At 63.7% G+C, this 20,815-nt stretch carries 23 protein-coding genes; all 23 read right to left on the bottom strand.

Annotated elements, in window-relative coordinates:
* A complete protein-coding gene (locus ABID97_RS09785; protein ID WP_354398311.1) occupies nucleotides 1–558 on the bottom strand; it encodes an SPRY domain-containing protein in 558 nt (185 codons plus the stop codon).
* Nucleotides 555–1,805 (bottom strand): hypothetical protein, encoded by a 1,251-nt coding sequence (locus ABID97_RS09780; protein ID WP_354398310.1) that lies wholly within the window; start codon nucleotides 1,803–1,805, stop codon nucleotides 555–557. Before ABID97_RS09780 ends, ABID97_RS09785 begins: the two co-directional genes overlap by 4 nt.
* Entirely contained in the window at nucleotides 1,802–4,993 is a 3,192-nt protein-coding gene (locus ABID97_RS09775) for a phage tail protein (protein WP_354398309.1), read from the bottom strand. The genes ABID97_RS09780 and ABID97_RS09775 overlap by 4 nt, the downstream gene beginning before the upstream one ends.
* Entirely contained in the window at nucleotides 4,990–5,469 is a 480-nt protein-coding gene (locus ABID97_RS09770) for a C40 family peptidase (RefSeq protein ID WP_354398308.1), read from the bottom strand. The genes ABID97_RS09775 and ABID97_RS09770 overlap by 4 nt, the downstream gene beginning before the upstream one ends.
* Entirely contained in the window at nucleotides 5,466–6,341 is an 876-nt protein-coding gene (locus ABID97_RS09765) for a phage/gene transfer agent baseplate hub protein (protein ID WP_354398307.1), read from the bottom strand. The genes ABID97_RS09770 and ABID97_RS09765 overlap by 4 nt, the downstream gene beginning before the upstream one ends.
* On the bottom strand, nucleotides 6,338–9,823 hold the full coding sequence (locus tag ABID97_RS09760; RefSeq protein ID WP_354398306.1) for a hypothetical protein: 3,486 nt from the start codon (nucleotides 9,821–9,823) through the stop codon (nucleotides 6,338–6,340). Before ABID97_RS09760 ends, ABID97_RS09765 begins: the two co-directional genes overlap by 4 nt.
* The gene (locus ABID97_RS09755; RefSeq protein WP_354398305.1) at nucleotides 9,823–10,089 is read right to left on the bottom strand and encodes a hypothetical protein; all 267 of its coding nucleotides are present in this window, start codon (nucleotides 10,087–10,089) and stop codon (nucleotides 9,823–9,825) included. The genes ABID97_RS09760 and ABID97_RS09755 overlap by 1 nt, the downstream gene beginning before the upstream one ends.
* 14 nt (nucleotides 10,090–10,103) lie before the next feature.
* The gene (locus ABID97_RS09750) at nucleotides 10,104–10,466 is read right to left on the bottom strand and encodes a hypothetical protein (RefSeq protein ID WP_012747592.1); all 363 of its coding nucleotides are present in this window, start codon (nucleotides 10,464–10,466) and stop codon (nucleotides 10,104–10,106) included.
* Complete coding sequence (locus ABID97_RS09745; RefSeq protein ID WP_354398304.1) at nucleotides 10,463–10,690, bottom strand: hypothetical protein; 228 nt, start codon at nucleotides 10,688–10,690, stop codon at nucleotides 10,463–10,465. The genes ABID97_RS09750 and ABID97_RS09745 overlap by 4 nt, the downstream gene beginning before the upstream one ends.
* A gap of 1 nt (nucleotide 10,691) precedes the next feature.
* The gene (locus ABID97_RS09740) at nucleotides 10,692–11,342 is read right to left on the bottom strand and encodes a phage tail tube protein (protein WP_354398303.1); all 651 of its coding nucleotides are present in this window, start codon (nucleotides 11,340–11,342) and stop codon (nucleotides 10,692–10,694) included.
* 82 nt (nucleotides 11,343–11,424) lie between these two features.
* Nucleotides 11,425–11,790: a tail completion protein gp17 gene (gene gp17, locus ABID97_RS09735; protein WP_354398302.1), complete on the bottom strand. Its 366-nt coding sequence runs from the start codon at nucleotides 11,788–11,790 to the stop codon at nucleotides 11,425–11,427.
* Entirely contained in the window at nucleotides 11,787–12,224 is a 438-nt protein-coding gene (locus ABID97_RS09730; protein WP_354398301.1) for an HK97-gp10 family putative phage morphogenesis protein, read from the bottom strand. The genes gp17 and ABID97_RS09730 overlap by 4 nt, the downstream gene beginning before the upstream one ends.
* Nucleotides 12,217–12,591, bottom strand: a complete 375-nt coding sequence (locus ABID97_RS09725; protein WP_354398300.1) for a phage head closure protein — start codon at nucleotides 12,589–12,591, stop codon at nucleotides 12,217–12,219. The genes ABID97_RS09730 and ABID97_RS09725 overlap by 8 nt, the downstream gene beginning before the upstream one ends.
* A 2-nt stretch (nucleotides 12,592–12,593) precedes the next feature.
* Nucleotides 12,594–13,262, bottom strand: coding sequence for a head-tail connector protein (locus ABID97_RS09720; RefSeq protein WP_354398299.1), 669 nt, complete (start codon nucleotides 13,260–13,262; stop codon nucleotides 12,594–12,596).
* On the bottom strand, nucleotides 13,259–13,780 hold the full coding sequence (locus ABID97_RS09715; RefSeq protein WP_354398298.1) for a hypothetical protein: 522 nt from the start codon (nucleotides 13,778–13,780) through the stop codon (nucleotides 13,259–13,261). The genes ABID97_RS09720 and ABID97_RS09715 overlap by 4 nt, the downstream gene beginning before the upstream one ends.
* A complete protein-coding gene (locus tag ABID97_RS09710) occupies nucleotides 13,707–14,024 on the bottom strand; it encodes a hypothetical protein (protein WP_354398297.1) in 318 nt (105 codons plus the stop codon). Before ABID97_RS09710 ends, ABID97_RS09715 begins: the two co-directional genes overlap by 74 nt.
* 36 nt (nucleotides 14,025–14,060) lie before the next feature.
* Nucleotides 14,061–14,510 (bottom strand): hypothetical protein, encoded by a 450-nt coding sequence (locus ABID97_RS09705; protein ID WP_354398296.1) that lies wholly within the window; start codon nucleotides 14,508–14,510, stop codon nucleotides 14,061–14,063.
* Nucleotides 14,511–14,559: 49 nt separating this feature from the next.
* Nucleotides 14,560–16,020, bottom strand: a complete 1,461-nt coding sequence (locus tag ABID97_RS09700; RefSeq protein WP_354398295.1) for a phage major capsid protein — start codon at nucleotides 16,018–16,020, stop codon at nucleotides 14,560–14,562.
* Nucleotides 16,021–16,090: 70 nt separating this feature from the next.
* Nucleotides 16,091–16,777 (bottom strand): head maturation protease, ClpP-related, encoded by a 687-nt coding sequence (locus ABID97_RS09695; RefSeq protein ID WP_354398294.1) that lies wholly within the window; start codon nucleotides 16,775–16,777, stop codon nucleotides 16,091–16,093.
* The gene (locus tag ABID97_RS09690) at nucleotides 16,774–18,300 is read right to left on the bottom strand and encodes a phage portal protein (protein WP_354398293.1); all 1,527 of its coding nucleotides are present in this window, start codon (nucleotides 18,298–18,300) and stop codon (nucleotides 16,774–16,776) included. The genes ABID97_RS09695 and ABID97_RS09690 overlap by 4 nt, the downstream gene beginning before the upstream one ends.
* Complete coding sequence (locus tag ABID97_RS09685; RefSeq protein ID WP_354398292.1) at nucleotides 18,297–20,003, bottom strand: terminase large subunit; 1,707 nt, start codon at nucleotides 20,001–20,003, stop codon at nucleotides 18,297–18,299. Before ABID97_RS09685 ends, ABID97_RS09690 begins: the two co-directional genes overlap by 4 nt.
* The gene (locus ABID97_RS09680) at nucleotides 19,966–20,364 is read right to left on the bottom strand and encodes a hypothetical protein (protein WP_354398291.1); all 399 of its coding nucleotides are present in this window, start codon (nucleotides 20,362–20,364) and stop codon (nucleotides 19,966–19,968) included. The genes ABID97_RS09685 and ABID97_RS09680 overlap by 38 nt, the downstream gene beginning before the upstream one ends.
* Nucleotides 20,365–20,433: 69 nt before the next feature.
* Nucleotides 20,434–20,814, bottom strand: a complete 381-nt coding sequence (locus ABID97_RS29520; RefSeq protein ID WP_503012810.1) for an HNH endonuclease — start codon at nucleotides 20,812–20,814, stop codon at nucleotides 20,434–20,436.
* Between the last annotated feature and the right edge of the window lies 1 nt (nucleotide 20,815).

Raw genomic sequence — 20,815 nt, 5'->3', positions numbered from 1 at the left:
CTAGTTCCAAGCGGTGAAGCCGCCCACTGGATAGGCCAATGTTCCAGTGTTCAAGTCGCCCAGCGCACCAGTGCCGCTTGCAGCACCGATCATTGGGAAGTAGGTTCCGGACGAGACGGTGAACGCTGTGCCGACCAAGACTCCGTTCTTGTAGAAAACGAGGGCGAGAGTTGCAAAATCTATCGTGACACCCAGCACGTCGCCGCTCGCGAGACTGGTCCCGAACGCGGTTGGGGAGCCGTTGTTGTATTTGTTTCCATTCCCTGCGTGGTAACCGTAGCCGTTCACGTCAGACCCGGGGTAGCTGGTAAGTCCTGCCCCGATCTTTCCCACGCCGATGAGCCAGGAGCCGCCTGTCTGCCTTGCCGTGACTTCGAATTGCCACTTGCCCGACGCTTTGCTGACTGTTGCTCGCGCCGAGCCAGCAGAACCATTCCCCGAGGCGCGCAGATTTGCCAGCGAAAGCGTGATGTTCGCTGACTTGTCAGATGGGTTCCATGTGGTCGCCACACCACCAGTTAGCGCCTGTGCAAGGCTCATGGCCTTGAACGGCGTCATGCTTCCTGCCCCACAGCCACGACATCCCATTTCGTATCGTCGTTGTTGAAGACCATTGCGAGATAGGTGGTCTTGCTGATCACCGTCGTGGTCGGGAGGGTGACGCCAATGGCGCGGTATTGCGTCCCATAGGCGATGCTGCGTGCAGTGCCGTTGTCCTTGATGCGGATCACGATGCCGAGCCCGTCAATTGCTGTGCCGGTGGGGTTCGCCAGCGTCAGCCCAGCCGCCTGCGCCGTGATCTTCACCATGTCGTTGGAGAAGGTCGGCGTGACCGTGGCCGAAGAAGCGACCGACTGGATTGATGGCGAACGCACCTGCTTCAGATCCAGTGCGGCCTGAAGGTCCGTCTGACTCGACAGCGTTCCGGTGATGCTCCCCCATGCTGCGCCGCCACCAGCTGACAATTGAACGAAGGCGATCGACGTGCTGCCGATTGTGATTGGCGCGTTCGTCGAGCACGTCCACTGGGTATCGGCGAGCGTCGTCCCCTCGCTGACGAAGACGGTCGCGTTGACCATCTCCGCACCGGTGTCGCTGTCGGTGGCGCGCGTCGGAGCTCCCGATGCGTTGACCGTATAGATGCCGTTCTCGGTCGTCGACACCTGGTTCTTGATCAGAACCCGGTCACCCGTTGCGAGCGTGACGCCATCGATCGCATCCCCGTTCTCGAAGGATGAGGCCAGAGTGCCGGCCACCGTCGTCGCAGCGCGGACAGCCTTCTTCCAGCTCAAGCCCTGGAGCAGCCCATCGACATAGGCAGTGGTCGCCAAGTCAGAAAGCAGCGTGCCACCGTCTTGAATCAACTTGCCGGTCACGCCGTTGAAGGTCGCCACCCGTCCATTCACGGCACTGGCGGGACCGACGACATCTCCCACCCCAGCACCGCCCACGCCCGGGCTGAACTCGCGCCAGTCGGTCCACGAGGTGATGGTCGAGGCCCCCACCACCGCAACGCCCATGCGTTTGTAGTTGGTGGTGTCGTTCCAGTTCGTGGTGCCCGTGGCAGAACTCACGACGCCGGTAGCCCTTGCGGCCACCACATAGCGCGTGGTGCTGGCCGTCAGCAAGTGCGTGCCGTCGGCGTAGGAGACGCCGTCGATGATGCCGCCGTAGTAGCCCAGCGTCAGGCCCGTGGTGGCCGAGTCCTTGATGCCAAACGAGGCCGCGGGCGAGACAGCCTTGAAGTTCTCGTTGACCCGAAGGTTCCAGTTCGCCGCCGCGTTGATTGTCTGTAGTGTGGTCATATGGTTGCCTGAAGTTCATGGCCGCGGCCGATGGAATCGCCGAGCTGGCTCACACGCACGTAGAGCGCGCCGGAAGGTGTCGCGCCGGCCGAGGTGATCTGCGCGGCGGTGACGGTCGCCGTCGTGGTGAGCGCCGATCCGATGAGCGTCGTGAATCCGCTCGAGGTGTAGAAGTCCCACGCCCAGGCTTCCGTCGCCTCGCCGAGAGGAAGCGCCCCGGTGCTGTTGTTCATGGCCAGGCGCGATCGCCGATCTACGCTGAGGTCATTCGTATTGCTGCGGCGCAGGTTGACCGGGCTGAGCGGCATCAAGCCTTCGCCGGTATTCGTGTAGGTCTGAGAGGCCACTGAATCGCGGCTGCGGCCCTTGGACACTGCGCGGTAGTTCTGCGCTTGCCCGATGTCTCCGGCGCCCGTCGAGGGACGAAGCATCCCGGCGATGCGCAGCAGCACGAACACATCCCCTTCTTCGTGCAAAGCAGCATTCGCTTCGGTTCCGAACTGCCCGCGAAGATGCCGCGAGAGGATGTAGCGTCCGCCCCCGAGCGAATCGCCCACCGCAGATGCGCCAATTTCCCACCGGCCCGGAACGCCGTAGGCCCAGAACTCGGCGCCGTTGGCCAGCAGCACGTCGCGAGTCACGCTCTCGAAGTCGTTGTTCCCGATGCTGACTGTGAAGATGTTCGACTCATCGACAAATCCGCTCGACGCGTTGCCCAGTACCGTTTCCGCAAAACCGATTGGCGCATCGGTCGATACAGTGCCGCGGCTCACAAGGCTTGTGTCGTCGTAGCCGACCAGCAACTCAGCGCCCGTCCAGCCGTCGGCGTAGTTGTCGAGGGCCGCGTAGATGCCAGCGTTGTTGTCCTCGTCGCGCAGGATGGGGATGTCGAGCAATTGCAGGCGCGTCGGGGACGCGAGAGGGGCAACCTCCTGCTGAACGTACCCTGTCGCACCCACGGCGGTCTGGGTGTAGAGCTCGGCGTCTCCTGGCTCCACGTTGAATTCGCACAACGCGCCGGTATCCGTCATGCTGGTGATCCGCCAGAGCCGGAAGGTGCCGCGGGGGTATTCGACCGTCACGCCATCCCCGGGCGACAGGAAGGCGAACTTGCGCGACGTCTTGAAGCTGCGGGTGTTCTGCGCTCGCCATTTCGCGAACAGGATCATCGAGGCCACTTGCTTGGCGTGGTCCGAAGTTGTCGCCATCGGAAGCTCGATGATCATGTCTTCCGTCGCTTCCGTAATCTGCCGGACTTCCTTCTCGCTCGCGGTCTGGTAGTCGAAGGTCGGCTCGATGTAGCTGACCGACACGCTGCGCGGCATGTCGATCTCCTGCGCGCGGTTGAGCGGCATTGCGTCTGCGGGTTCTGCGCCGTCTTCCGCTTGGCCGAGCTCGTCATAGGTGACGGTCGCCTCCGAAACGATGTCCTCGTACTTCTTGAACTTGATCAGCCCGTCTTCGTCAACGATGTAGATCGCGAAGGCGGTCAGCAGAGGGTCGATGTTCGACCTGGCACTCGCTGGGTTCTGCAGCTTGTAGCCGTGCAGCGTGTCCGTGTCGGGAATCCCGCTCACGTCGTAGCGCGACTCGCCGGCGCGATCGCATTGGTCGGCAATGATGTCGGACACCTTGACATCCGCAACCGTCAGTGGGCGCAGGAACCCCACCGAATACTCGCCATTGACGGTGGGCCCAACGACGACGACATCATCACTGGCGTAGAAGGCGCGCTGGAAATGGCCGAAGTTGTCCAAGCCGACAGGGACTTGTTCGGCGATGAGGCTCCACGCCATCGTCGTGGTGTCGATCTTGTAGACATCCAGGCCGGAAGAACCGGCCGGAAAGATCAGCGCATAGAGTCCCGATGCACTTGCGTACAGCCCTGATTTCTGGATGTTTGCCGAGCCGACCGGACCGGCGCCTGCCACTTCGGCATGTACCTCCGTGCCATCAACCGCGCTGCGGCTGGCGATCTTCCATTGGTTCGACTCGGCCTTGAGTACATAGAGCACATCGTCATAGAAGGCGATGCCGGCTGTAACGCCTGAGATCGGGTCGCAGGACAGCACCTCGCCATTCTCAAAAATGAGCGGCGGGCACTCGGCCGGCGTGACGTCAGCGTCCTGAAATGCGATGGCATAGTTGCCAGTGGTCGGGTCGCAAGCCGCGCGCATGAACTCGACATGGTTGCCAGACATTCCCGGCAAGAAATCGGAGGAGGTCTCGGGCGAGTAAAGACCGACCCTCACCATCGTCTCCAAATTCAGCAGGTTGACGAAGCCGGAACCAGCCCCCGAGAGATAGACGGCAATCGGCTCTTCGGCTCCGATCGCGGGCATCGGGTAGTAGGTGAGATCGGTGCCTGTGAAGCGCAGCTGGTTGGTGATGCGCTGTTCGCCGGTGGATGCGCCGTAGCTCACGAACAACGTGATGACGCCTCCGTTCGTGAACTGACCGATGTTCCAGACCGAGCCATCGGACTTGGCCAAGCCGGTGATGACGTTGTACGAAGGGCTGCTGAAATCGACGATGACTTGCCCGGTCGGAGCCGTCGAAGCGTTGGTTGACAGCACGAACGAGAACTGAGGCACGCGCCCACCGGGGCACTCAATCGCATTCATGCGAATACGCACGACGCCGCGATAGGCCGGCACCGAGCCGGGCCCGCCCATCCATGCTTCCTCCCCCGGGTCAGGCAGCTGATCAGCGTGTCCCTGGTACAGGACGAAATAGGCGTGCGGGTTCTCAGCGCTGGCGAGCGCAGAGCCAATCGGAATGCCCGACCGGGCGTCATAGATCAGCTTGCCGTCCTTGAAGATCTGGACGATGGAAACGGTCGAGCCGTCGCGCGGCGTGTCGCAAAGCACGACCCCCATGTGCACGTAGTAGCGATAGGTCGTGTTCTCAGGCCCACCACCCTTGCCCCCGGTGGTTTCCTCGACTTCGATCTTGTCGGTAGACCAGACGACATTCCCGCCGACGCGCTCTGTGCCGTACATGAGCGGGATTCCGACGCCATAGGTCGAAACCTGCACCTTCAGGTCATCGACGCGCGGGCCTTCGGTCTTCTCTCCGGGGGTAAGTAGCCCGCCCACGAGCGAGCCGACGACAAAGCCCAGCTGCGGATAGCCGAAGAACGCGCCGACGACACCACCGACGACGCCGAGGATCTGCTGGGTGCTCACGCGGCCACCTCCGGGAAGCGGAAGCAGCCGCGGACGGACTTCATGAACACGTCATCCAGCCGGCACTCGACGACCTTCTTGTTCGGCAGATGGGCGTGGATGATCGACAGACCACCGCCCGGGTAGTCGCCGACGATTGCGATGTGCCGAAGTTGGCCAGTCATCTGCACCAGCAGGTCACCGGGTTGGAGACTTGCGCGATCGACCGGAACCATGTTCGCGCGGCAGAAGTCGAGCATTTCGGAATCGACGGTGCGCTTGGCATAGCCAACTGCATCCATGGGCGGAAGGCCGAGCTCTGCGCGCACGCACACGGGCAGGCCGATGCAATCGACGCCTTCTCGGCTGCGGCCTTGGTGGCGGTACTTCACCCCCAAGAAGCTGCGGGCAACGTCCACAACGTCGGCCCCAGAAAGAGAAAAGGCGCCCAAGGCGCCTGCGATTGCTGGACCACAACACCCCAAGAGCCGGCTCATAGGTTCGTTCCTTCCGTACCACCGAGCCCCAGCACCTTGTCGCTGCCAGGCACCTGCGGGAAGCCGCCGAAGTTATTCGTGTTCGCCCACTTGGTGCGGCAGTCTTCGGTGAAGCGCTTGCGGCAGCCGGGCGTAACGCTGTAGGTGTCGCCGACGGACACCGTGTAGGGCATCGGCAGATGCAGGACGAAGACGCCGGCAGCGAAGGAATAGATTTCCATCTGCACGCCTTCGTTCGGTCCGCTAGTGAAGGTCAGCAGGCCGGCGCCGAAATAGTCAGCCGCCTCGCCGCGCGAACTGTCAGCGAAGGTGCGGAGGTCGGTGGCGCTTGTGAGCGTGCCGGTGGCGGTCAGCGGACCCAAGTCGACGTTGCAGGCCGGCACATAGGCCGAGCCGATGGAACCGAAGACCCACGGACAGCCGGCGGTGTAGACGCGGCCGACGACTTTCTGCAGCGATTGCGTCAGGCCCCGAAGCTCGGCATTGAGCGCACTGCGCCCCGCCTTCAGGTCGCCCATCGTCTTGACGCCGAAGTTGATCTTCCCCATCGAAAAGTCGCGGTAGTTCACCTGGAAGGTTTCCACCACGCAGCCATCCCACAGGCCGGCGAAGATGTCCTCTTCGGTGATCTCGTCGGACAGCACGGTTTCGACCTCGGTGTTCGAGACCGCGCCCGAGGCTTCCTGCGACATGGCCTTTGGGTTGAAGCCGTACCGCGGCCGGTAGAGGACGCCTTCGAACAGCAGCGAACTGGCGCACGTCGTCACCGCAAGCACGTAACCATCCCGGCGGGTTGCCTTCCAGCACCAGGCCAGCGTCGTGGTCCCCTGCGCAAGGTGCGCTTTGAAGGGGACGGAGATGGTCTTGGTCATTCTTCGCGCACCTCGACCAAGGGGATGTTGGGACCGTCGATCAGCCGCTCCCCGTACCGGCCTGGCCGAACCAGGTCCCAGTCGATCGAGTCGTTCGCGAACTGCACTGGCACGTAGAAGCCGCCCGACCAAGTGAGCGTTTCGTCGGGCTGGGGGTACTTTTTGCCGGTGCCCGCAGCGGTGATGGTCTTGCCGGCCGTGTTCGTGGCGAGGGTGTAGACGTTGAGCCCGCCGCCGGTGATGGCCGTGATCTCGTGGCTGAGGCTGTTCAGCAGTGCGGCGTCGGCGCCGGTGAGGTCTTGCAGCCACAGCCGGCCTCCCACCACGAAGCCAGGGATAGCGGTCGCGAGCGTCACTTGCGTGGTCGCGCCCACGGTGACGCCGGTTACGGTGCGCGAGGCATCCGCCACGAACGTGATCTTCACCGGGCCGGTGCTGAGCGCGATGTTCCCGGCCGCTACGCCGACGACGACAGGCGAGCCCCCGCGCAGGATCGCAGGCGTGCCCTTCGGCCGGCCGAGATCGCGCGCGCGCCTGCGGGTCGTGCCGAGTGCGGTGTACAGCTTCTGGAGGGTGTAGTTCGGCGTGCCGTTGCCGTACCCGGTGGCGCCGGATTGCACGCCGGCCATGTAGCCGATCAGCGTGCCTTGGGTTGCCGTCACCACCGCATCCACCGGATCTTCGAGCAGCATCCCGTAGGCGCCGGCATCCGTCACCTCGTAGATGCCCATGATGGCTTCCCACAAGGCGAGCAGCATCGGCTTCACGCCCATGGTGTATTCGCGCATCGAGAGGTCGCGCACGACGTTGACGGTCGCGTAGCCGCCCTGGTTGACGCTGCGGTCGTTCTTGCGCGTGGTGCGCCCGACGATGCCCGCCATCACCACGCTCTGCGGGATGATGACGTCGGAGAGAACTTCGATGCTCATGATGTGCGCTCCATGGCACGGCGCGCGCCGCGGTAGGCGACTGCGCTCAGCTGCTCTTGGGTGGCACGGCTGGCGGGCTGGTCGAGGATGAAGGTGGGCGAGTAGTTCATGCCGCCGCCGAGCTTGTTGTTCGGCGTGATGCGGGCATTGCGGCTGCCGTTCATGAGGTACTGCTTCCCGTTGACGTCGAGCATCTCGGGGCCTTGTTCGTTCACGCGGTGCATGCCGAGAGGGGGCAACGCTGCCGCCGGCCGCCTTGCCGCCGCCGAAGAGGCCGGACAACAGGCTGCCGAAGTTGAAGCCGACACCACCGGTGCCCGTGCCGCCGCCGCTGAACAGCTGCTTGAACAGGTCTTTCACGATCAAGTTCGTGAGTTCCTTGAAGATCGTGTCGGTGAAGCTCTTGAAGGCTTCCTTCGCGGTCTTGGTGCCGTTGATGAAGTCCGAGAAAGCGGAGCCCGCGGCGTCGGCGAACAGGGTATTGAACTTGTCGGCCAGTGGGTCAACCGTGGCGGCAAGCTTTTCCAACTCGAGCCGGGCGCGCTCGGCGCTCTGCACCAGTGCGGGGTTGCCGGAGGCGCGTGCGATGGCTTCCTGCGCTGCGACGATGGATTGCAGCTGCGCGACTGCCGCTTTGCGCGACTCGCCGAGCTTCGCCAGGGATTCGAGTTCACCCGTGGTGCCAAGCTGGCGGGCCAGGGTGATCCGCTCTTCCTCGATCCGCAGGCCTTCCGTGATCCGGCTGACCGTCTCGGATTGCTGGCCGTAGTCGGCCTGCGCCTGCTTCAGCTGCTTGAGCCGATCGACTTGCGCCAGGCCAGCGCTGTCGCCGTTGGCGGTGAGGCGCTTGGTGATGTCGCCGAACTGGTCTTCGAGGCGGATTTTGGTGGCCGCGCTGAGGTTGCCGGTGAGCTCCAGCACTTCAGCGTTGACGCTGTTCATCTGCTTGGCGAGGTCTTCGAGGGCCTTGCGCTCCTTGAAGCCCCACTCGATTGCCGTCTCGCCGGCCTCGCGCGTCAGGCGCTTCTTCTTCTCGATCAGGTCATTGATCTTGCCCTGGGCGGATTCGCGGTCGGTCTGTTTGCCGGCCGCGGCCTGGAACTTCTGCAGCGCGGCGATTTCCTGGTCGTACAGCGCCAGTTGCGACGACACCGCGGCAGACTGGGCAACGCGCTTCCCTTCGTAGTAGGCCTGCGTCGAAATCAGGTTCTCGCCGTTGTACAGGTCGAGCATCTTGTTGCGCGACCGCAGGATGTCTTCCTCTTCCCGGGCGGCGTTCTCGAGCGCCTTCAGCTGGTTGTCGAGGATCTTGTTCGTGGGGTCGTCCTTGCCCCCGCCGCCGCCCTTGGGTGTGGCGCCGTCGAACTTGAGGGTTGGCAGCACGCCTTGCGCCGCGCGCGAGCGGGCCATGAGGCGCTGCGTCTCGGGGTCGGCCGAGCCGGTGATCACCGCGCGCTGGTCGGCAAAAGCCTTCTTGATGGCCTTCGTCGCCTTGGCGCCGTCGTAGTTCCACAGATCGACGTAGCGGTCGTTCGCTTCCTTGGCCTTGGCGTTCCGCTCGGCCAGCAGCGACGAGATGCTGTCGCCGGAGATAACGGCCTTGATCGCGCCCGTCGGCGTCAGGGCGGAAAGCAGCTTGGAGTCGGCATAGACGGACTCGAAGCTGCCGCCCACGGCGCGGAGCGTCTTTGCCAGGGCCACAGCGGTTTCGCCGACGGTGGCCAGCGCGAGCGTGACCTTTTCCGCCCAGTCGAGGATGACCAGGTTGAGGGCGAAGTCCTTCTGCGCACCGTTGGCGGTGATCAGGTTGCTGATGACGTCGCGCACAGCGTTCTGCACCGCCGTGAGGGCGGGAATGAACTGCGTGGCGATGGCTTGTGCATGCAGGGTGAGTTCGGCGCGCGACTTGGCCTGGCGGTCGGCGTAGTCGTCGGCGAGCTTGATCTGCTCGGCAGTGAGAATGTTCTGTTGCCCGCCGGCCTCGTAGAGGGCCTTCAGGAACGGCAGGAGGTCGGCGCCGGCCTTGCCGAACAGGGCAACGGCCACAGCGGTTTTCCCGGCACCTTCAGCGAACCCGCCCAGCGCCTTCGACACAGCTTCGATCTGGGCCTCGGGCGCCAGCTTCTTGAAGTCGGAGAGCTTGAGGCCAAGAGCACCGATGGCGGCGCCGGCTGCCTTGGACTCGTCATCCACGCCGGTCATGCCCTTGGTGAGGCGGATGCTGGCCGCGGCGACCGTCTCCATTGTCGTCCCGCCAACGGCAGCGGACACGGCAAAGCCGGCCAGGGCGTCCGCGCTCGCGCCGGTCTTCTCGGCCAGGTCTTGGAAGTCCCCTGCTCCCTTGACCAGGCTGTCGAAGATGGCGAAAGAGGCGGTAGCGCCGGTGGCGATAGTCGCCAGCGAGGCGACGGCAAGCTGTGCACCGGTGCGGATGGCCGCGCCGATCTTCTCGCCGAACTGCCGCGCCTGGTACTCGGCCTTGGTCAGCCCGCGCGTGTACTCGGCTGCATCCAGCCCGAGCGAGACGACAAGCGATCCTGCAGCTGCAGCCATTACTTGCGCCCCTGCCCGAGCTTGCGCACGCCAGCACCAGTGAGTTCGCCGATGTCGCTCGCTGCGTTGTCGAGTTCTGCTTCGCGATTGCGTTGGAACATGTCGAAGTCACTCATGCGGGTTTTTTTGCCGTTCACCTGAGCCAGAAGGTTGGTCATCTGGATCAGCAGCAGCTCTTGCCGGCGAGGCCAGAGCGGGCCGCGAACCATCCACAGGGTCAGTTCGCGCTCCGTGAGAGCGTTGACCGCGGCAAGCGGCCAGCCCATTGCTTCAGCAAGATCTAGCTTGAAGCGGTCCCGAGGGGTGAGACGTTTCCCAGGTCGATCGCCGCTTCCTTGCTGGTGGCGTTGACCTCTTCCATGGCCGCATGAATGCGGTTGAGCGAGGACGCGCGCAGGCGGTTGATCGCGAAGAGGTCTTCGGGGCTGGTCGGGTCGAACAGGAGTTCGCCGTTCACGTCGCAGAGCATCTTCGCCACGCCGCGCGCGGTCTGGAGCTTCGGGTCCGCGTCCGAAGACATGGACTCGATCTCGCCGACGAGCAGCGGCTTGACGTAGACGTCGCCCCATTCGGGAACGTTGACCGGAACGGGCTTCGGGCTGGCGGTGGCGAGGATCTTGGCTCGCAGTTCGTCGCGGGTCATTCTGCAACTCCTGCGATGAACTCGCGCGCGCCGGACAAGAGCGAAGTCACTTCGATCTCGTTGGACCGCTTCTCTGCCTCGGGGTAGAAATCGACCGCGACAGTGAACACCATGCCGACGCCGTACTCCACCTTGACCACCTTGGCGGTCTTGGGGATACCCAGCTCCTTGCACAGGAAGGCGTGAATGCGCTGGCCTTGCGCTGATTGGCTGTTGATCGGCATATCAGGCTGCCAGGACGAAGATTTCGCCGGAGAGCTTGAGGGTGGTCGAGCCGGTCCACACGCCCGACACCGCGCCGCTGAAGCTGGACTGCTGCACCGAACCGATCATGACGATGGTGCCGCCGCTGTTCGGGAAGGTGATGCGCACCGCGATTTCCTCGCCGGCCACCTTGGCAGCGCGAATCGCGGCCTGCACCGACTCGTTCGGGGCGAAGTTGTAGTTCAGCGTGAGGGTGCCGCTGTCCGACAGGCCGGTTTCGAATTCCTTCGCGGTCGAGCAGATGGTGGTGACGTCGATTTCGTCGGTCGTGCCGTCTTGCTGATCCACACCGGTGAGCTCGCAGAACGCGCTCATCGTCAGCGGCGTGAAGGTGCCGCCGCTGGTGTAGGGGGTGTACCCGGTGGCATCGACGCCAGCCAGTTCGAAATCGTTGGTGTCGGGGTTGTCGACGACGTACAACTTGCCGTTGACTTCCGTCATGCCGACAACCGCGGCGATGCGGCCGACGGCGCCCAGGACCTGGCCGTGCGCGGTCGAGGTGACCAGCGCGGGATCGGCTTCGCTGATGTCGGTGATGGTTTTTGCCGCCGAGACGCCCGTGCTGACTTGCAGCGTGGAGCCTTGGAATTTGAGACGTTTGCCTGCTGCCATGATTGACCTACTTTCTTACTGCGACTGACATAGAAAAAGGCCGCACAGTGGCGGCCTTCGGCTGGGGAACTTGGGTGAGCGGCTACGCGCTGCTCGGGTAGTGGATGAAGTCGAGGCTGACGCGGTGCAGCTTCAAATCGGGCTCGTAGGTGCTGAAGCCGCCCACGCAGCGGGTTGGGGGCGTCACCGCGGCCATGGCCGTCAGGGCCTGAATCCGCAGAGAGCGCGTGGAGTCGAAGTCGGTCGAATAGATGTCCACCTGAACCCGCGTATTCGCGGTCTGTGCGGTGTCATCGCCGCAGATGTCGTCGATCGTCTCGTCGCTGATGAACGTGAAGAGGATGGCCGGCGTGATCGGAACCGCCGGCAGCTGGGGGAACGTGCTGGCATAGACGCGGTTGGAGACGAGCCCCTTCAGCGCGTCGTAGACCTTCTGCTCGAGACTCATACGCCCGCCTTTGCCAGCCGCTTGCTGATCCGGTCCTTGATCGCCTGCACGGCCTTTTCCTTGCTCTCGTCGAACGCAGGCCGCATGAAGGGACGCGCGGGCATCTTGGCCGTGCCGTATTCGACGAACCGGCCATAGAACGCATCGCCCAGGCCTGCTGCCTTCTGCTTCTTGGTCAGCTTGCCTTGGCGCACCGTCACGATGTGCTCGCTGGTCAGCGGCGATTCGCCCTTCGGCAGGCGCTTGACGATGATGTTTTTCTTGAGGTTCCCGGTATCGACGGCAACCTTGCGTTTCGCCGAATCTCGGATCACCACCGCGCCGGCCGCGGTCGCCGCGCGCGCGATGCGGTTGTTCATGGCTTCGGAGAGGCCTTTCATGCGGGTGCCGAGCTCGCGCAGGCCTTCGACCTTGACGGTGACAGAACTAGCCATTGTTGAGGCCCCTTCGCGCGATCAGCGAAATCTTCCGGCCGCGCAGCTGCTGGTCCGGCATGTCGCTGATGTCGTAGTTCGCGCCTTTCCAGACAATCCGGTCGGTCAGCACCAGGCCGAGCCGGGTGAAGACATCGGAACGAATCCAGAAGGTGTAGTCGGCTGGCGACCGGATGCCGTCGGCGATGTAGGGTTCGCCGCTTGCCTTGGCGCCGTCCACCTTGGCCCAATACGTGGCAGTGATCGACGGGCCCAACCGGGTCCAGGCCACTGTTTCGCCGCCAGTGCCGCTCGGCGTGCTCACGCGACGCTCGAATGCGACCCGCTGGTCGAACTCCCGGGCATCGACGTTGCTGCGGATGCTCATGGCTAGAACGTGTGAACGCGGTAGCTGGACAGGAGCGAGTCGCGCGCGTTCTCCAGCGCCTTGCGCTTCTCCGGCGTGAGCTCGTCGTACTGCAGCTGCACGGCCAGGAGAATCGCCTGCTTGATGCTGCTGGGCACGTTGGCGCGGTAGTCGATCGCCGTCGGCGGCTCGGCGTCCGGGTCTGCCGGCACCGGCGCGTAGCCGGCGGTGTACTCGATCTGCACGGCGTCGTCGCGCAGGTAGATGGAAGGCGTGCTGAAGCCGCCGACGAATCGGAGCTTCGGAACCAGGTCGGAGGTGACGAAATAGTCATCCGGGTCCACGGTCTGTTGTGTGTTGGCGTCGTCGAAATACTTCAGCGACACCATTTCGATAAACGGGGGGCGGAGCAACTCGATGTCGCCCCAAGCCACACACCCACCGCCGATGAACCAGTCCCACCCGCGGCGCTCGCCGTTCCGGCGATCCGGGCCGCGCGTCAGGCGCAAGGTCTGCTGCACAAAGGCTCGGCGGGTGATTTGCTCGCACTGCTCGCGAGCGCTGACGATCTGCGCCTGGACGGCTGCGGTGTCGGGGTTGGCTTCCGTCGGATCATCCAGGCGGAGATGCACGAACGCCTCTTCGATCGTCACAGGCTCGACGGGCGGCGGCGTGACGACGACGATGTTCATTTGACGGATTCCAGTTCAACGATGGGGAAGCACTTCATCGCGCTCCCTGGGGTGCAATTCAGAATTTCGACCTGGCCGCGCAGCGCGTCAGCCAGCGTCTGAAACCGCTCTATCCATGTGGCGAACAGGTGCGCGGCCGGCGCCGGGGCGTCATGCCAGTGCGCGCCGCCCATGTCGAAGCCGCAGAGCAGAATTCGCGCGGCACCGGCTTGGGCTGCCACATGGACCGCCTGGTAGCCCGAATTTCCGCCGGAGCGAATACAGTGCGGGTCCGGATCGAACCCGACTTTTCCCGTGTGCCGCAGTGTCATCACCTCGGGCCACAGGAGCGAATCGTCGGAGCAGACCTTGATGCCGGCTAACTGCCGGGCATCTCGGTTGTTCCGCCACCAGTCCGCGTCGGCGCCGTAGAGCATTTCTGCCCACGGCGCCAGGCGGTAGGTGTCATTGACGACGGCTACCGGCAGTTTTCCGCGCTGGCGCCGGTGCAGGAGCGCCAGCGTCACCTTGAGGGACATCGACGGACCGCTCGCCAGAATCGCCACTGTCTGCCCCTGCCACATCGGCGGAACTTTCCATGGCGTTGTCATTGCGTTTGCCTTCCGCCTTGATCTCTTTGTCCGTCAGCTGGTACGCGACACCGCGGGTGATCCATCGCTGGGCCTTGTCGTCGCGCAGTGAAACGACGTCGCCGATCTTGTGAAGGACGGGGCCGTCGCCATAGTCGAACTCGCGCTCTTCGGTAAATTTGATGGTCTTCATGGGATGTTCAGGAGCCCCGAAGGGCTCCCGTTTTCATCAGACGCTGACGATCTCGTCGACCGTGGCAACGTCGTTGTCCGATGCCGGGCTGTAGAGCGGATCGAAGCCGAGCACGACCGCACTCAGGTCGGCGCCTGCAACGCCCATGGTCACGGACAGCTTGAAGTGAGTTGCCGTGCTGCCGGCCAACATGTCGGTGTTCAGGTTGATGATGACCTGCTTGTTGCTGTCCGTGCCGGCCGCGGTCAGCTGAGTGATGGCAGCGCCGGTGATGTCGGCCGCGCCGCTGCCGCTGCCGTTCGTGTACGAGATCAGCTTTGCGTCGATGGTGCCGGTCGCGACGATGTCGCCCGCTTGAACGATCGCCATGAAACGGCGAAAGAACTTCAGAGGGATGTACTCGTTCGTGGCCACGGTGGAAGCCGCGTAGGCGTCCGGATCGATGTTGCCGACGATCGCGGCGACTTCGGTAGGGGTCTTGTTCATGATGGTTCCTTGAAAGGTGATGGAGGAAGGCCCCGAAGGGCCGACTGGATCAGCGTGCGGCGAGCGTCACGAACGGCGAGCGGCTGGAGCCGTTGGCGCGGGTGATCGGGGTGTTCCACCACGGCTGGCCACCGACGCGCAGCACGAACCGGAAGGCCGTGATGTCGTAGTCGAAGAAAAGGTGAATGGAAACGTCCTGCTTGACGCCGCCGGCCTTCACCACGCTCATGTACTGCGAGAAGTCCACGAACGAGATGTCGCCGACATCGCCGAGGGCCGGGGCCGCTTCCGACGTGATCACCGGGCGACCGAGCAGCGTGCCGTAGGGCGCGGCCGAAAGACCGCCGGGCGGCAGGTACACGGGGACGGCCGTGCCGGTGCCGGGGAACTGCATCTTCATCAGTTGCGCTTCGACGTCTTCGTTGACGAGCCACACCGCGGTGCGCTTGGCCGAGGCCGGCATGCGGGTGTACATGTTCACGATGTTGTCGTAGACCACCGTGTCAGCGGTCTGCGCCGACTGTGCAGCCACCGTCACCAGTGCGCCCGAGTTCAGGAAGCCCAGCGGCTGGCCCACGCCTGTACCGCTGATCAGCGCCTGGTTGACCTTGAAGTCGATCTTGACCGGCGCCTTGCTCGCCACGTAGGCGGCCATCGAAGGCGCGTCCTGCAGAAGCTCGTCGGTCATCGGCACGAGGGCGATGATCTTGTTCGCCTTGACGGTCTTCTCGGTCAGCTGCGGCTTCGACTGCTGCTTCTGGCCGCCTTCCGACTCCCAGTAGGCCTGAATGCCGCCGGTTGCCTGCCACGGCGTGGTTTCGTCGGTCGGGACCGTGATGCTGTTCGAGCTGGTCGTCATCTGGTCGGTGCGGCCGAGCAGCGAGTCTTCCGCCATGACCTTCTGAACGATGGCCGTGCGGAAGTCCGGGGGCACTGCGAAGCCACCGTCAGCGCCGACACCTTCCGAGCCGTAGCTGGTCGGTGCGTTGGCGATCAGGCGGGGATCGGGAGCGGCGCCGCGTTGCGAAGCCTTCACCACGGCCGAGAAGTACTCGCCTTGCGAGCGGAAGCCCCACTTGCCGGTTTCACGGTTGTCGCGCGGCTGCGCAGGGACCGATGCACGCTGGCGCTGGCTCTCGATCTGCGCGCGGGTCTGGTTCGGGTTCGCGGCTGCCTGGGTGTCCGGGGCGCCATCGGCTTCGGTGCGCCGGCCAGCAGGGGCGGCGATCGAGGCGTTCATGGTGTCCAGGCGTTCCAGGCGCTCGATGTCGGCGGACAGTTCTTCGAACGACGCGAAGATCTGGTCGAGATCCTTGCGCTCGTCGTCGGTCATGTCGCGTTGCTCGGCGGCGGCTCGGGCCTTGATGTTGTTGGCTTCGGCGTTGAGCTCGATCAGACGGTTTTGCATCTGCTCGAGCGAGGCGGCGTCATTGCGGACGACGGCGGATTCGGCAAAGCCGAGGGACATGGCTACCGCCGCAGCGGTGAGGGCCAGCTTGAAAGTCTTCATGGAAACTCCTGTTTCAGAAAGGAAAAAGCCGCCCTGAGGCGGCTTGCTGCTGTGATGCGGAGGGCTGGCCCTACGCGGTCTTGGGGCTGGCCCCGAGATTCAGTTTTTGGAGGCGCATGGACATCTGCGCCATCCGGGCATCGACGCTGGTGGCTTGCTTGCGCAGGCCTGCCGGCACCTTGTTGAATTTGTCGAGCATGGGGAAGGCAGCGTTGAACTGCTTCTCCTCGACCTTGCTCGTCGCGAAACCACGTTCGACGGCTTCGTCGGCGTTCATCCATGTTTCCGCCGCCATCCATGCGCTGATCTGCTCGCGCTTGCCGCCGGTGCGGGCGACGTAGTTCTCGAGCAAGACGTCGCGCGTCTTGTCCAACGAGTCGGCCGTCTTGCGCATTTCCTCTGCCGTTCCCATGGTCATCCCCCAGGGGTCGTGGATCATGATCGTGCCGTTCGCGGCGATGCGCACCTCGTCGCCGGCCATGGCGATCACCGAAGAGATGCTGGCCGCGATACCGTCGATGTGGACGATTTTCTCGCCGGCGAATCGCTTGATCTGGTTGTAGATGGCCAAGCCTTCGAACACCGAGCCACCGGGGCTGTTGATGTACAAGTCCAGCGCGGAGACATTGCCAAGCGCCTTCAGCGACTCGGCAAACGACTTAGCGCTCACGCCGTCGTCGAAGAAGCTCCGGCCGATCGCGTCGTAGACGTAGATCTCGCCGCGCTTGCCGGCAGTCTTCGCGAAAAATTGGGTCATGCGGTTTCCTTTTCGAATACCAGGGCCGCCGCGTCTTCAGGCAGAAGCGGGCTATTCACCATTCGCAGGGCCATCTCTTGGGCGGCCTGGAGTCGACCACCAAGGACGGCGGCAAGTTCGCCTACCTGCTCGGGGCCATAGGTCTTTGCATCGCTGAGCGCACCGGCAACGCTGTCCGCACGCGAGCGGTTGTCGAAGCGCCGCTGAATCCGCGCGTAGACCGATGCGAGCCATGCCTGCGCCGTGTCGTCGGTGGCCGGCGGCGCAGGGTTCGGCGGCGTTGTGGCCTGCGCCTGGTCGTATGCGTCTCCGATCCGATCAAGCGGGATAGCCGCGCCGTTCACGAAATGGATGTCTCCCTCCGCGCCCAGAGTGTTCTCGCCCAACTTGCGGAGGATCATGTTCGGGCTGAAGGCACCTGTGCCGGCGAGCACTGCATAGGCTTCCGCCCGGCTCTTGTAGTCGCCCTGCTCCGCCCAATCGACATCAATCTCTACGAACTTCCTCGGCCCGCGGTACGGGATGAGCTTGTAGTCGGCTTCCTGCTCGATTTCCTTGACCCATGGGCGCAGCGTGTCGCGCGAGAACTCCAGGCCCTGGTGCTCGATGTTGTTGTTCGTGGCGCGCAACAGGTGCGCGATCTTGTGCGGCGGGACACGAAACCAGCGGCAGATTTCCTCGACAGAGAGGTGTTTCGCCTCGATGAGCTGCGCTTTTTCTGCGTCGACGCCCATGGTTTTGACGTCCCACTCGCCGGCGCCTTCGAAGAATCCCGAACGGAAGGCGTTCTTCACTCCCGTGTGGCGCTGGTCGAGTTGCTCCTTAACGCGCGCGAAGTGTGCGTCGTCCAACTTTCCCTTGTAGGTGAAGACGGTCCCCAGCTGAGCGCCGTTTCCGAAGAACCCCGCGGCGTACTGATCGAGTGCGATCGCGGTGGCAATCGTCTGGATCGCTCGCCCGATCGTGTCGTCGCCTGCAAAACCAAGAAGGCCAGCGCCACGCATGATGAAGAGCTCGTCGGGCTCCATGTCCACCCAGCCGCCGCCCCACTCCTGCATGACCCGATAGAACAAGCGCCCGGTTTCCATGTCGCGCCGCGGCTCGACGCGGTTGGGGGCGATCGGCCAGAGCCGGATGATCCGGCCGGCCAGGTCGGTTTCGATCTCCGCATAGCCAGTGCCGAAGCCCACGGCGCCCAGCGCTACGGCTCGCTTCCCCGCCTGCGCTGTCATCTCCGGATTGAACCGCGTGTTCATGATGAACTGCAGCGAGTCGTCCGGGAGGGCCCGCTTCTTGTTCTCGCCCCGCGTTCCCGCGTACACGTTCCAGTCGCTCGAGGAAAGCGCGGACGCGATCACGTCCATGCAAGCCCACACGGCGGCGACTTGCTCCGCGAGCTCATGAGTGACAGGAACGCCAGCGGCAGTCCTGCCAAAAAAGCTGCTCTTCCCGGCCCGCTGCGGATCGGCGAGGCGGACGCGAATTGCCGCCATCGCGCGCGTCAGCGGTGCGAGTAGGTTCATAGCCATCGAATTGAAGGTTCCTGTGTCGGCTCTTCGGCGCATGCACGCGCCATAGCCATGATTGCTGCGACCGCTCCGTCAATCTTCTGGTGCGGCTTCTGTTTGATCGGGGACACAAGCCCCTTCTTCGCCGGCCGCGCAACCATGTTGCTCATGCACCAGGTCGTCATCGCGTTGCCGTCATGGTGAAACCTTCCGTCCTTGACCGCGGTCAGCAATTCATCGAGCGGCACCGCGAAGTTCGCGGGCGTCTGGATGAACTCGACTGCTTCGATGTTCTTCGCCATCAGCGCCTGCATCATCTGCACGGCGTTGAAGGGATCGAAGATCGCCTCCCGCGGGTTGATGCGCTTGCAGTCCTCGATCACTTGCTCTGTGATCTGCTCGAAATCGACCGTTGCCCCATCGGTCTGGATCAACAGCCCCTGCTTGACCCACTTCGCGTAGTGCGCAGCATTGGGGCCAGGTTCTTCGACTGCTTCTTCCGGAAGCCAGTAGGAGCCGAACAGGTAGTAGTGCGCCTTCCCGTGAGAGTCCCTGCGGTACAGCCGCTGCTCCGCGCAAAGGTCGGATTTCGATGCGAGGTCGACCGCCACCCAGCTGTCGCAGCCCTTCAACTCTTCCTCGTCCAGCAATGGGTCTGCACAAAGTGCCCATTGCTGCATGTTCATGACCCCGGCGAAAACCGACGTCCAAACGTTCAAGTGCTTCGTCTTGAACTTGTTCTGCTGCAAAGGGTTCTGCAGCGCTCGGCGCTGCTGGGCGAGCAGAAAGTCCGCATCGACCGACACGCCGTAGTTCGGATTCGCCTTGATGAGCGACTTCGGATCTGCCCAGTCGTCCTCTTTGTCGATGCCGAAGATGACGCCGAATAGCTCGTCGTCCTCCTGGATGCCGTCGAGCACCTTGCAAACCTCATCGTGCTTCTCGTGGCACGGGCCGGCGATGTTCGCCCCCGCCGTGGTGATGGCCAGGATCAAAGGCTGCTCGCGCGCGCCCATGCCGGTTTCCATCGTGTCGTAGAGCGTCGGAGTGTCGTGCTCGTGGTACTCGTCAACGATCGCGCAAGAAGGCGAAGCGCCGTCGCCAGGGTTGCCGATCACCGGCTCGAACTTGCTACCGTTGGAGAGGACCACCATGCCCTTCGCCATCACCTCCACGCCCATGTGAGAGGCCAAACCCTCGTTTCGCTTCATCATCAGGCGGGCCGGCCCGAAGACCTCCCACGCCTGCTTTTCCGTCGTCGCTCCCGAGTACACCTCGGCTCCGAATTCGCCGTCGGCCGTGAACATGTAGTTGCCGATGCCGCCGGCCAGGAGCGACTTGCCGTTCTTCCGCGGGATCTCCCAATAGAAGGTGCGGAATCGGCGCTTGCCGTTCTTCTTCCGCAGCCATCCGAAACCGACGACTACAAGGAAACACTGCCACGGCTGAAGCCTGATGACCTCCTTCTTGGCGGCCCACTTGCCCTTCGTGTGCGGCAGCTTCTCAATGAAGCGGCAAACCTTCGCCCCTTTGTCCGCTTCGAACTTGAAGGGGTATGCCTTGGCCTTCGACTTCTTCAGATCGTCCAGGTGGCGCTTCGCAGCCTGCCGAACCCAGTGCCCGGCCGGCACTGTCCCGTTCAAAACCGATTCGGCGTACCACTGCGCCTTCCCGGCGTGGTCAGCCGGCGGACTTGAACTCTTCGTAGGGGTTGGCATTTTCCTTCGGCTTCAGCAACTGCACCTTCGACCGGTCCGAGGGCGTCATGCCGAGACGCGCGCAGACGGTTTCGAAGCGGATACCGAGCTTCGGATCGATGTCGACCTGGTTGCGCAACTGGGCCAGGACCCGCGCGCCATACTCCACGAACAGCCGGTCAGCTGCGCACAGGACGCCGGCATGTGCAGACGAAACGAGTTCCACCCAGCACTCACGTTCAAAGTCGGACAAGCGGGCTGGCGGATCACCGATTTCGCCCGCTGCCTCTGGCTCGTTCGCGCGCGCCGCTCCCCGAGCCGGGTCTTTCTTGAAAGCGCCTTTCAGCTCCAGAACGTTGCTCGGCTTGCGTGGACGGGCCATGATTTTTGGTTTTGCGGATGCAAGAAAAAGGGTAGGGCTACGGTGTCCATGGGTTTGGCCTCTAAGATTTCACCCACCCCCTGGGCTTCGGCCGCCTCGGGACCGCGCTCGTGCGCTCTCTGCCTTGGTCTTGGCCTCATGACAGGGGATGCATAGAGACTGCAGGTTCGACTCGTCGTCCTTGCCACCTTCAGCCAGGGAGAGGATGTGATCCACCTGTTCGGCTGCAGTGGTGCGCGCCGGGCTCATCGCCTCACAGCTGGCACACAGGGGGTGCGCTGCCAGCCAACCTGCCCTGCGCTCCACACCTCGACGGCCCCTCAGCCTCTCGGGCGCGGGGGCATTGCGTGTCCATGCTTGCCGTGGGTGGGCGGGGCATCGGCCCGTTCCATCCCTGCTCAGGGCTTGGCATCCTGCATGTGTGCACGGTCGGGCTGGTCTGCCTGGCATG

Source organism: Variovorax sp. OAS795, assembly GCF_040546685.1.
Taxonomy (GTDB): Bacteria; Pseudomonadota; Gammaproteobacteria; order Burkholderiales; family Burkholderiaceae_C; genus Variovorax.
This window is presented reverse-complemented; position numbering and strand designations above follow the sequence as displayed.

Excerpts from the sequence above, each read along its gene's own strand:
- ABID97_RS09785 (WP_354398311.1), bottom strand. The coding sequence starts at position 558 with ATGACGCCGTTCAAGGCCATGAGCCTTGCACAGGCGCTAACTGGTGGT.
- ABID97_RS09780 (WP_354398310.1), bottom strand. The coding sequence starts at position 1,805 with ATGACCACACTACAGACAATCAACGCGGCGGCGAACTGGAACCTTCGG.
- ABID97_RS09770 (WP_354398308.1), bottom strand. The coding sequence starts at position 5,469 with ATGAGCCGGCTCTTGGGGTGTTGTGGTCCAGCAATCGCAGGCGCCTTG.
- ABID97_RS09765 (WP_354398307.1), bottom strand. The coding sequence starts at position 6,341 with ATGACCAAGACCATCTCCGTCCCCTTCAAAGCGCACCTTGCGCAGGGG.
- ABID97_RS09760 (WP_354398306.1), bottom strand. The coding sequence starts at position 9,823 with ATGGCTGCAGCTGCAGGATCGCTTGTCGTCTCGCTCGGGCTGGATGCA.
- ABID97_RS09755 (WP_354398305.1), bottom strand. The coding sequence starts at position 10,089 with ATGGGCTGGCCGCTTGCCGCGGTCAACGCTCTCACGGAGCGCGAACTG.
- ABID97_RS09750 (WP_012747592.1), bottom strand. The coding sequence starts at position 10,466 with ATGACCCGCGACGAACTGCGAGCCAAGATCCTCGCCACCGCCAGCCCG.
- ABID97_RS09745 (WP_354398304.1), bottom strand. The coding sequence starts at position 10,690 with ATGCCGATCAACAGCCAATCAGCGCAAGGCCAGCGCATTCACGCCTTC.
- ABID97_RS09740 (WP_354398303.1), bottom strand. The coding sequence starts at position 11,342 with ATGGCAGCAGGCAAACGTCTCAAATTCCAAGGCTCCACGCTGCAAGTC.
- gp17 (WP_354398302.1), bottom strand. The coding sequence starts at position 11,790 with ATGAGTCTCGAGCAGAAGGTCTACGACGCGCTGAAGGGGCTCGTCTCC.
- ABID97_RS09730 (WP_354398301.1), bottom strand. The coding sequence starts at position 12,224 with ATGGCTAGTTCTGTCACCGTCAAGGTCGAAGGCCTGCGCGAGCTCGGC.
- ABID97_RS09725 (WP_354398300.1), bottom strand. The coding sequence starts at position 12,591 with ATGAGCATCCGCAGCAACGTCGATGCCCGGGAGTTCGACCAGCGGGTC.
- ABID97_RS09720 (WP_354398299.1), bottom strand. The coding sequence starts at position 13,262 with ATGAACATCGTCGTCGTCACGCCGCCGCCCGTCGAGCCTGTGACGATC.
- ABID97_RS09715 (WP_354398298.1), bottom strand. The coding sequence starts at position 13,780 with ATGTCCCTCAAGGTGACGCTGGCGCTCCTGCACCGGCGCCAGCGCGGA.
- ABID97_RS09710 (WP_354398297.1), bottom strand. The coding sequence starts at position 14,024 with ATGAAGACCATCAAATTTACCGAAGAGCGCGAGTTCGACTATGGCGAC.
- ABID97_RS09705 (WP_354398296.1), bottom strand. The coding sequence starts at position 14,510 with ATGAACAAGACCCCTACCGAAGTCGCCGCGATCGTCGGCAACATCGAT.
- ABID97_RS09700 (WP_354398295.1), bottom strand. The coding sequence starts at position 16,020 with ATGAAGACTTTCAAGCTGGCCCTCACCGCTGCGGCGGTAGCCATGTCC.
- ABID97_RS09695 (WP_354398294.1), bottom strand. The coding sequence starts at position 16,777 with ATGACCCAATTTTTCGCGAAGACTGCCGGCAAGCGCGGCGAGATCTAC.
- ABID97_RS09690 (WP_354398293.1), bottom strand. The coding sequence starts at position 18,300 with ATGAACCTACTCGCACCGCTGACGCGCGCGATGGCGGCAATTCGCGTC.
- ABID97_RS09685 (WP_354398292.1), bottom strand. The coding sequence starts at position 20,003 with ATGCCAACCCCTACGAAGAGTTCAAGTCCGCCGGCTGACCACGCCGGG.
- ABID97_RS09680 (WP_354398291.1), bottom strand. The coding sequence starts at position 20,364 with ATGGCCCGTCCACGCAAGCCGAGCAACGTTCTGGAGCTGAAAGGCGCT.
- ABID97_RS29520 (WP_503012810.1), bottom strand. The coding sequence starts at position 20,814 with ATGCCAGGCAGACCAGCCCGACCGTGCACACATGCAGGATGCCAAGCC.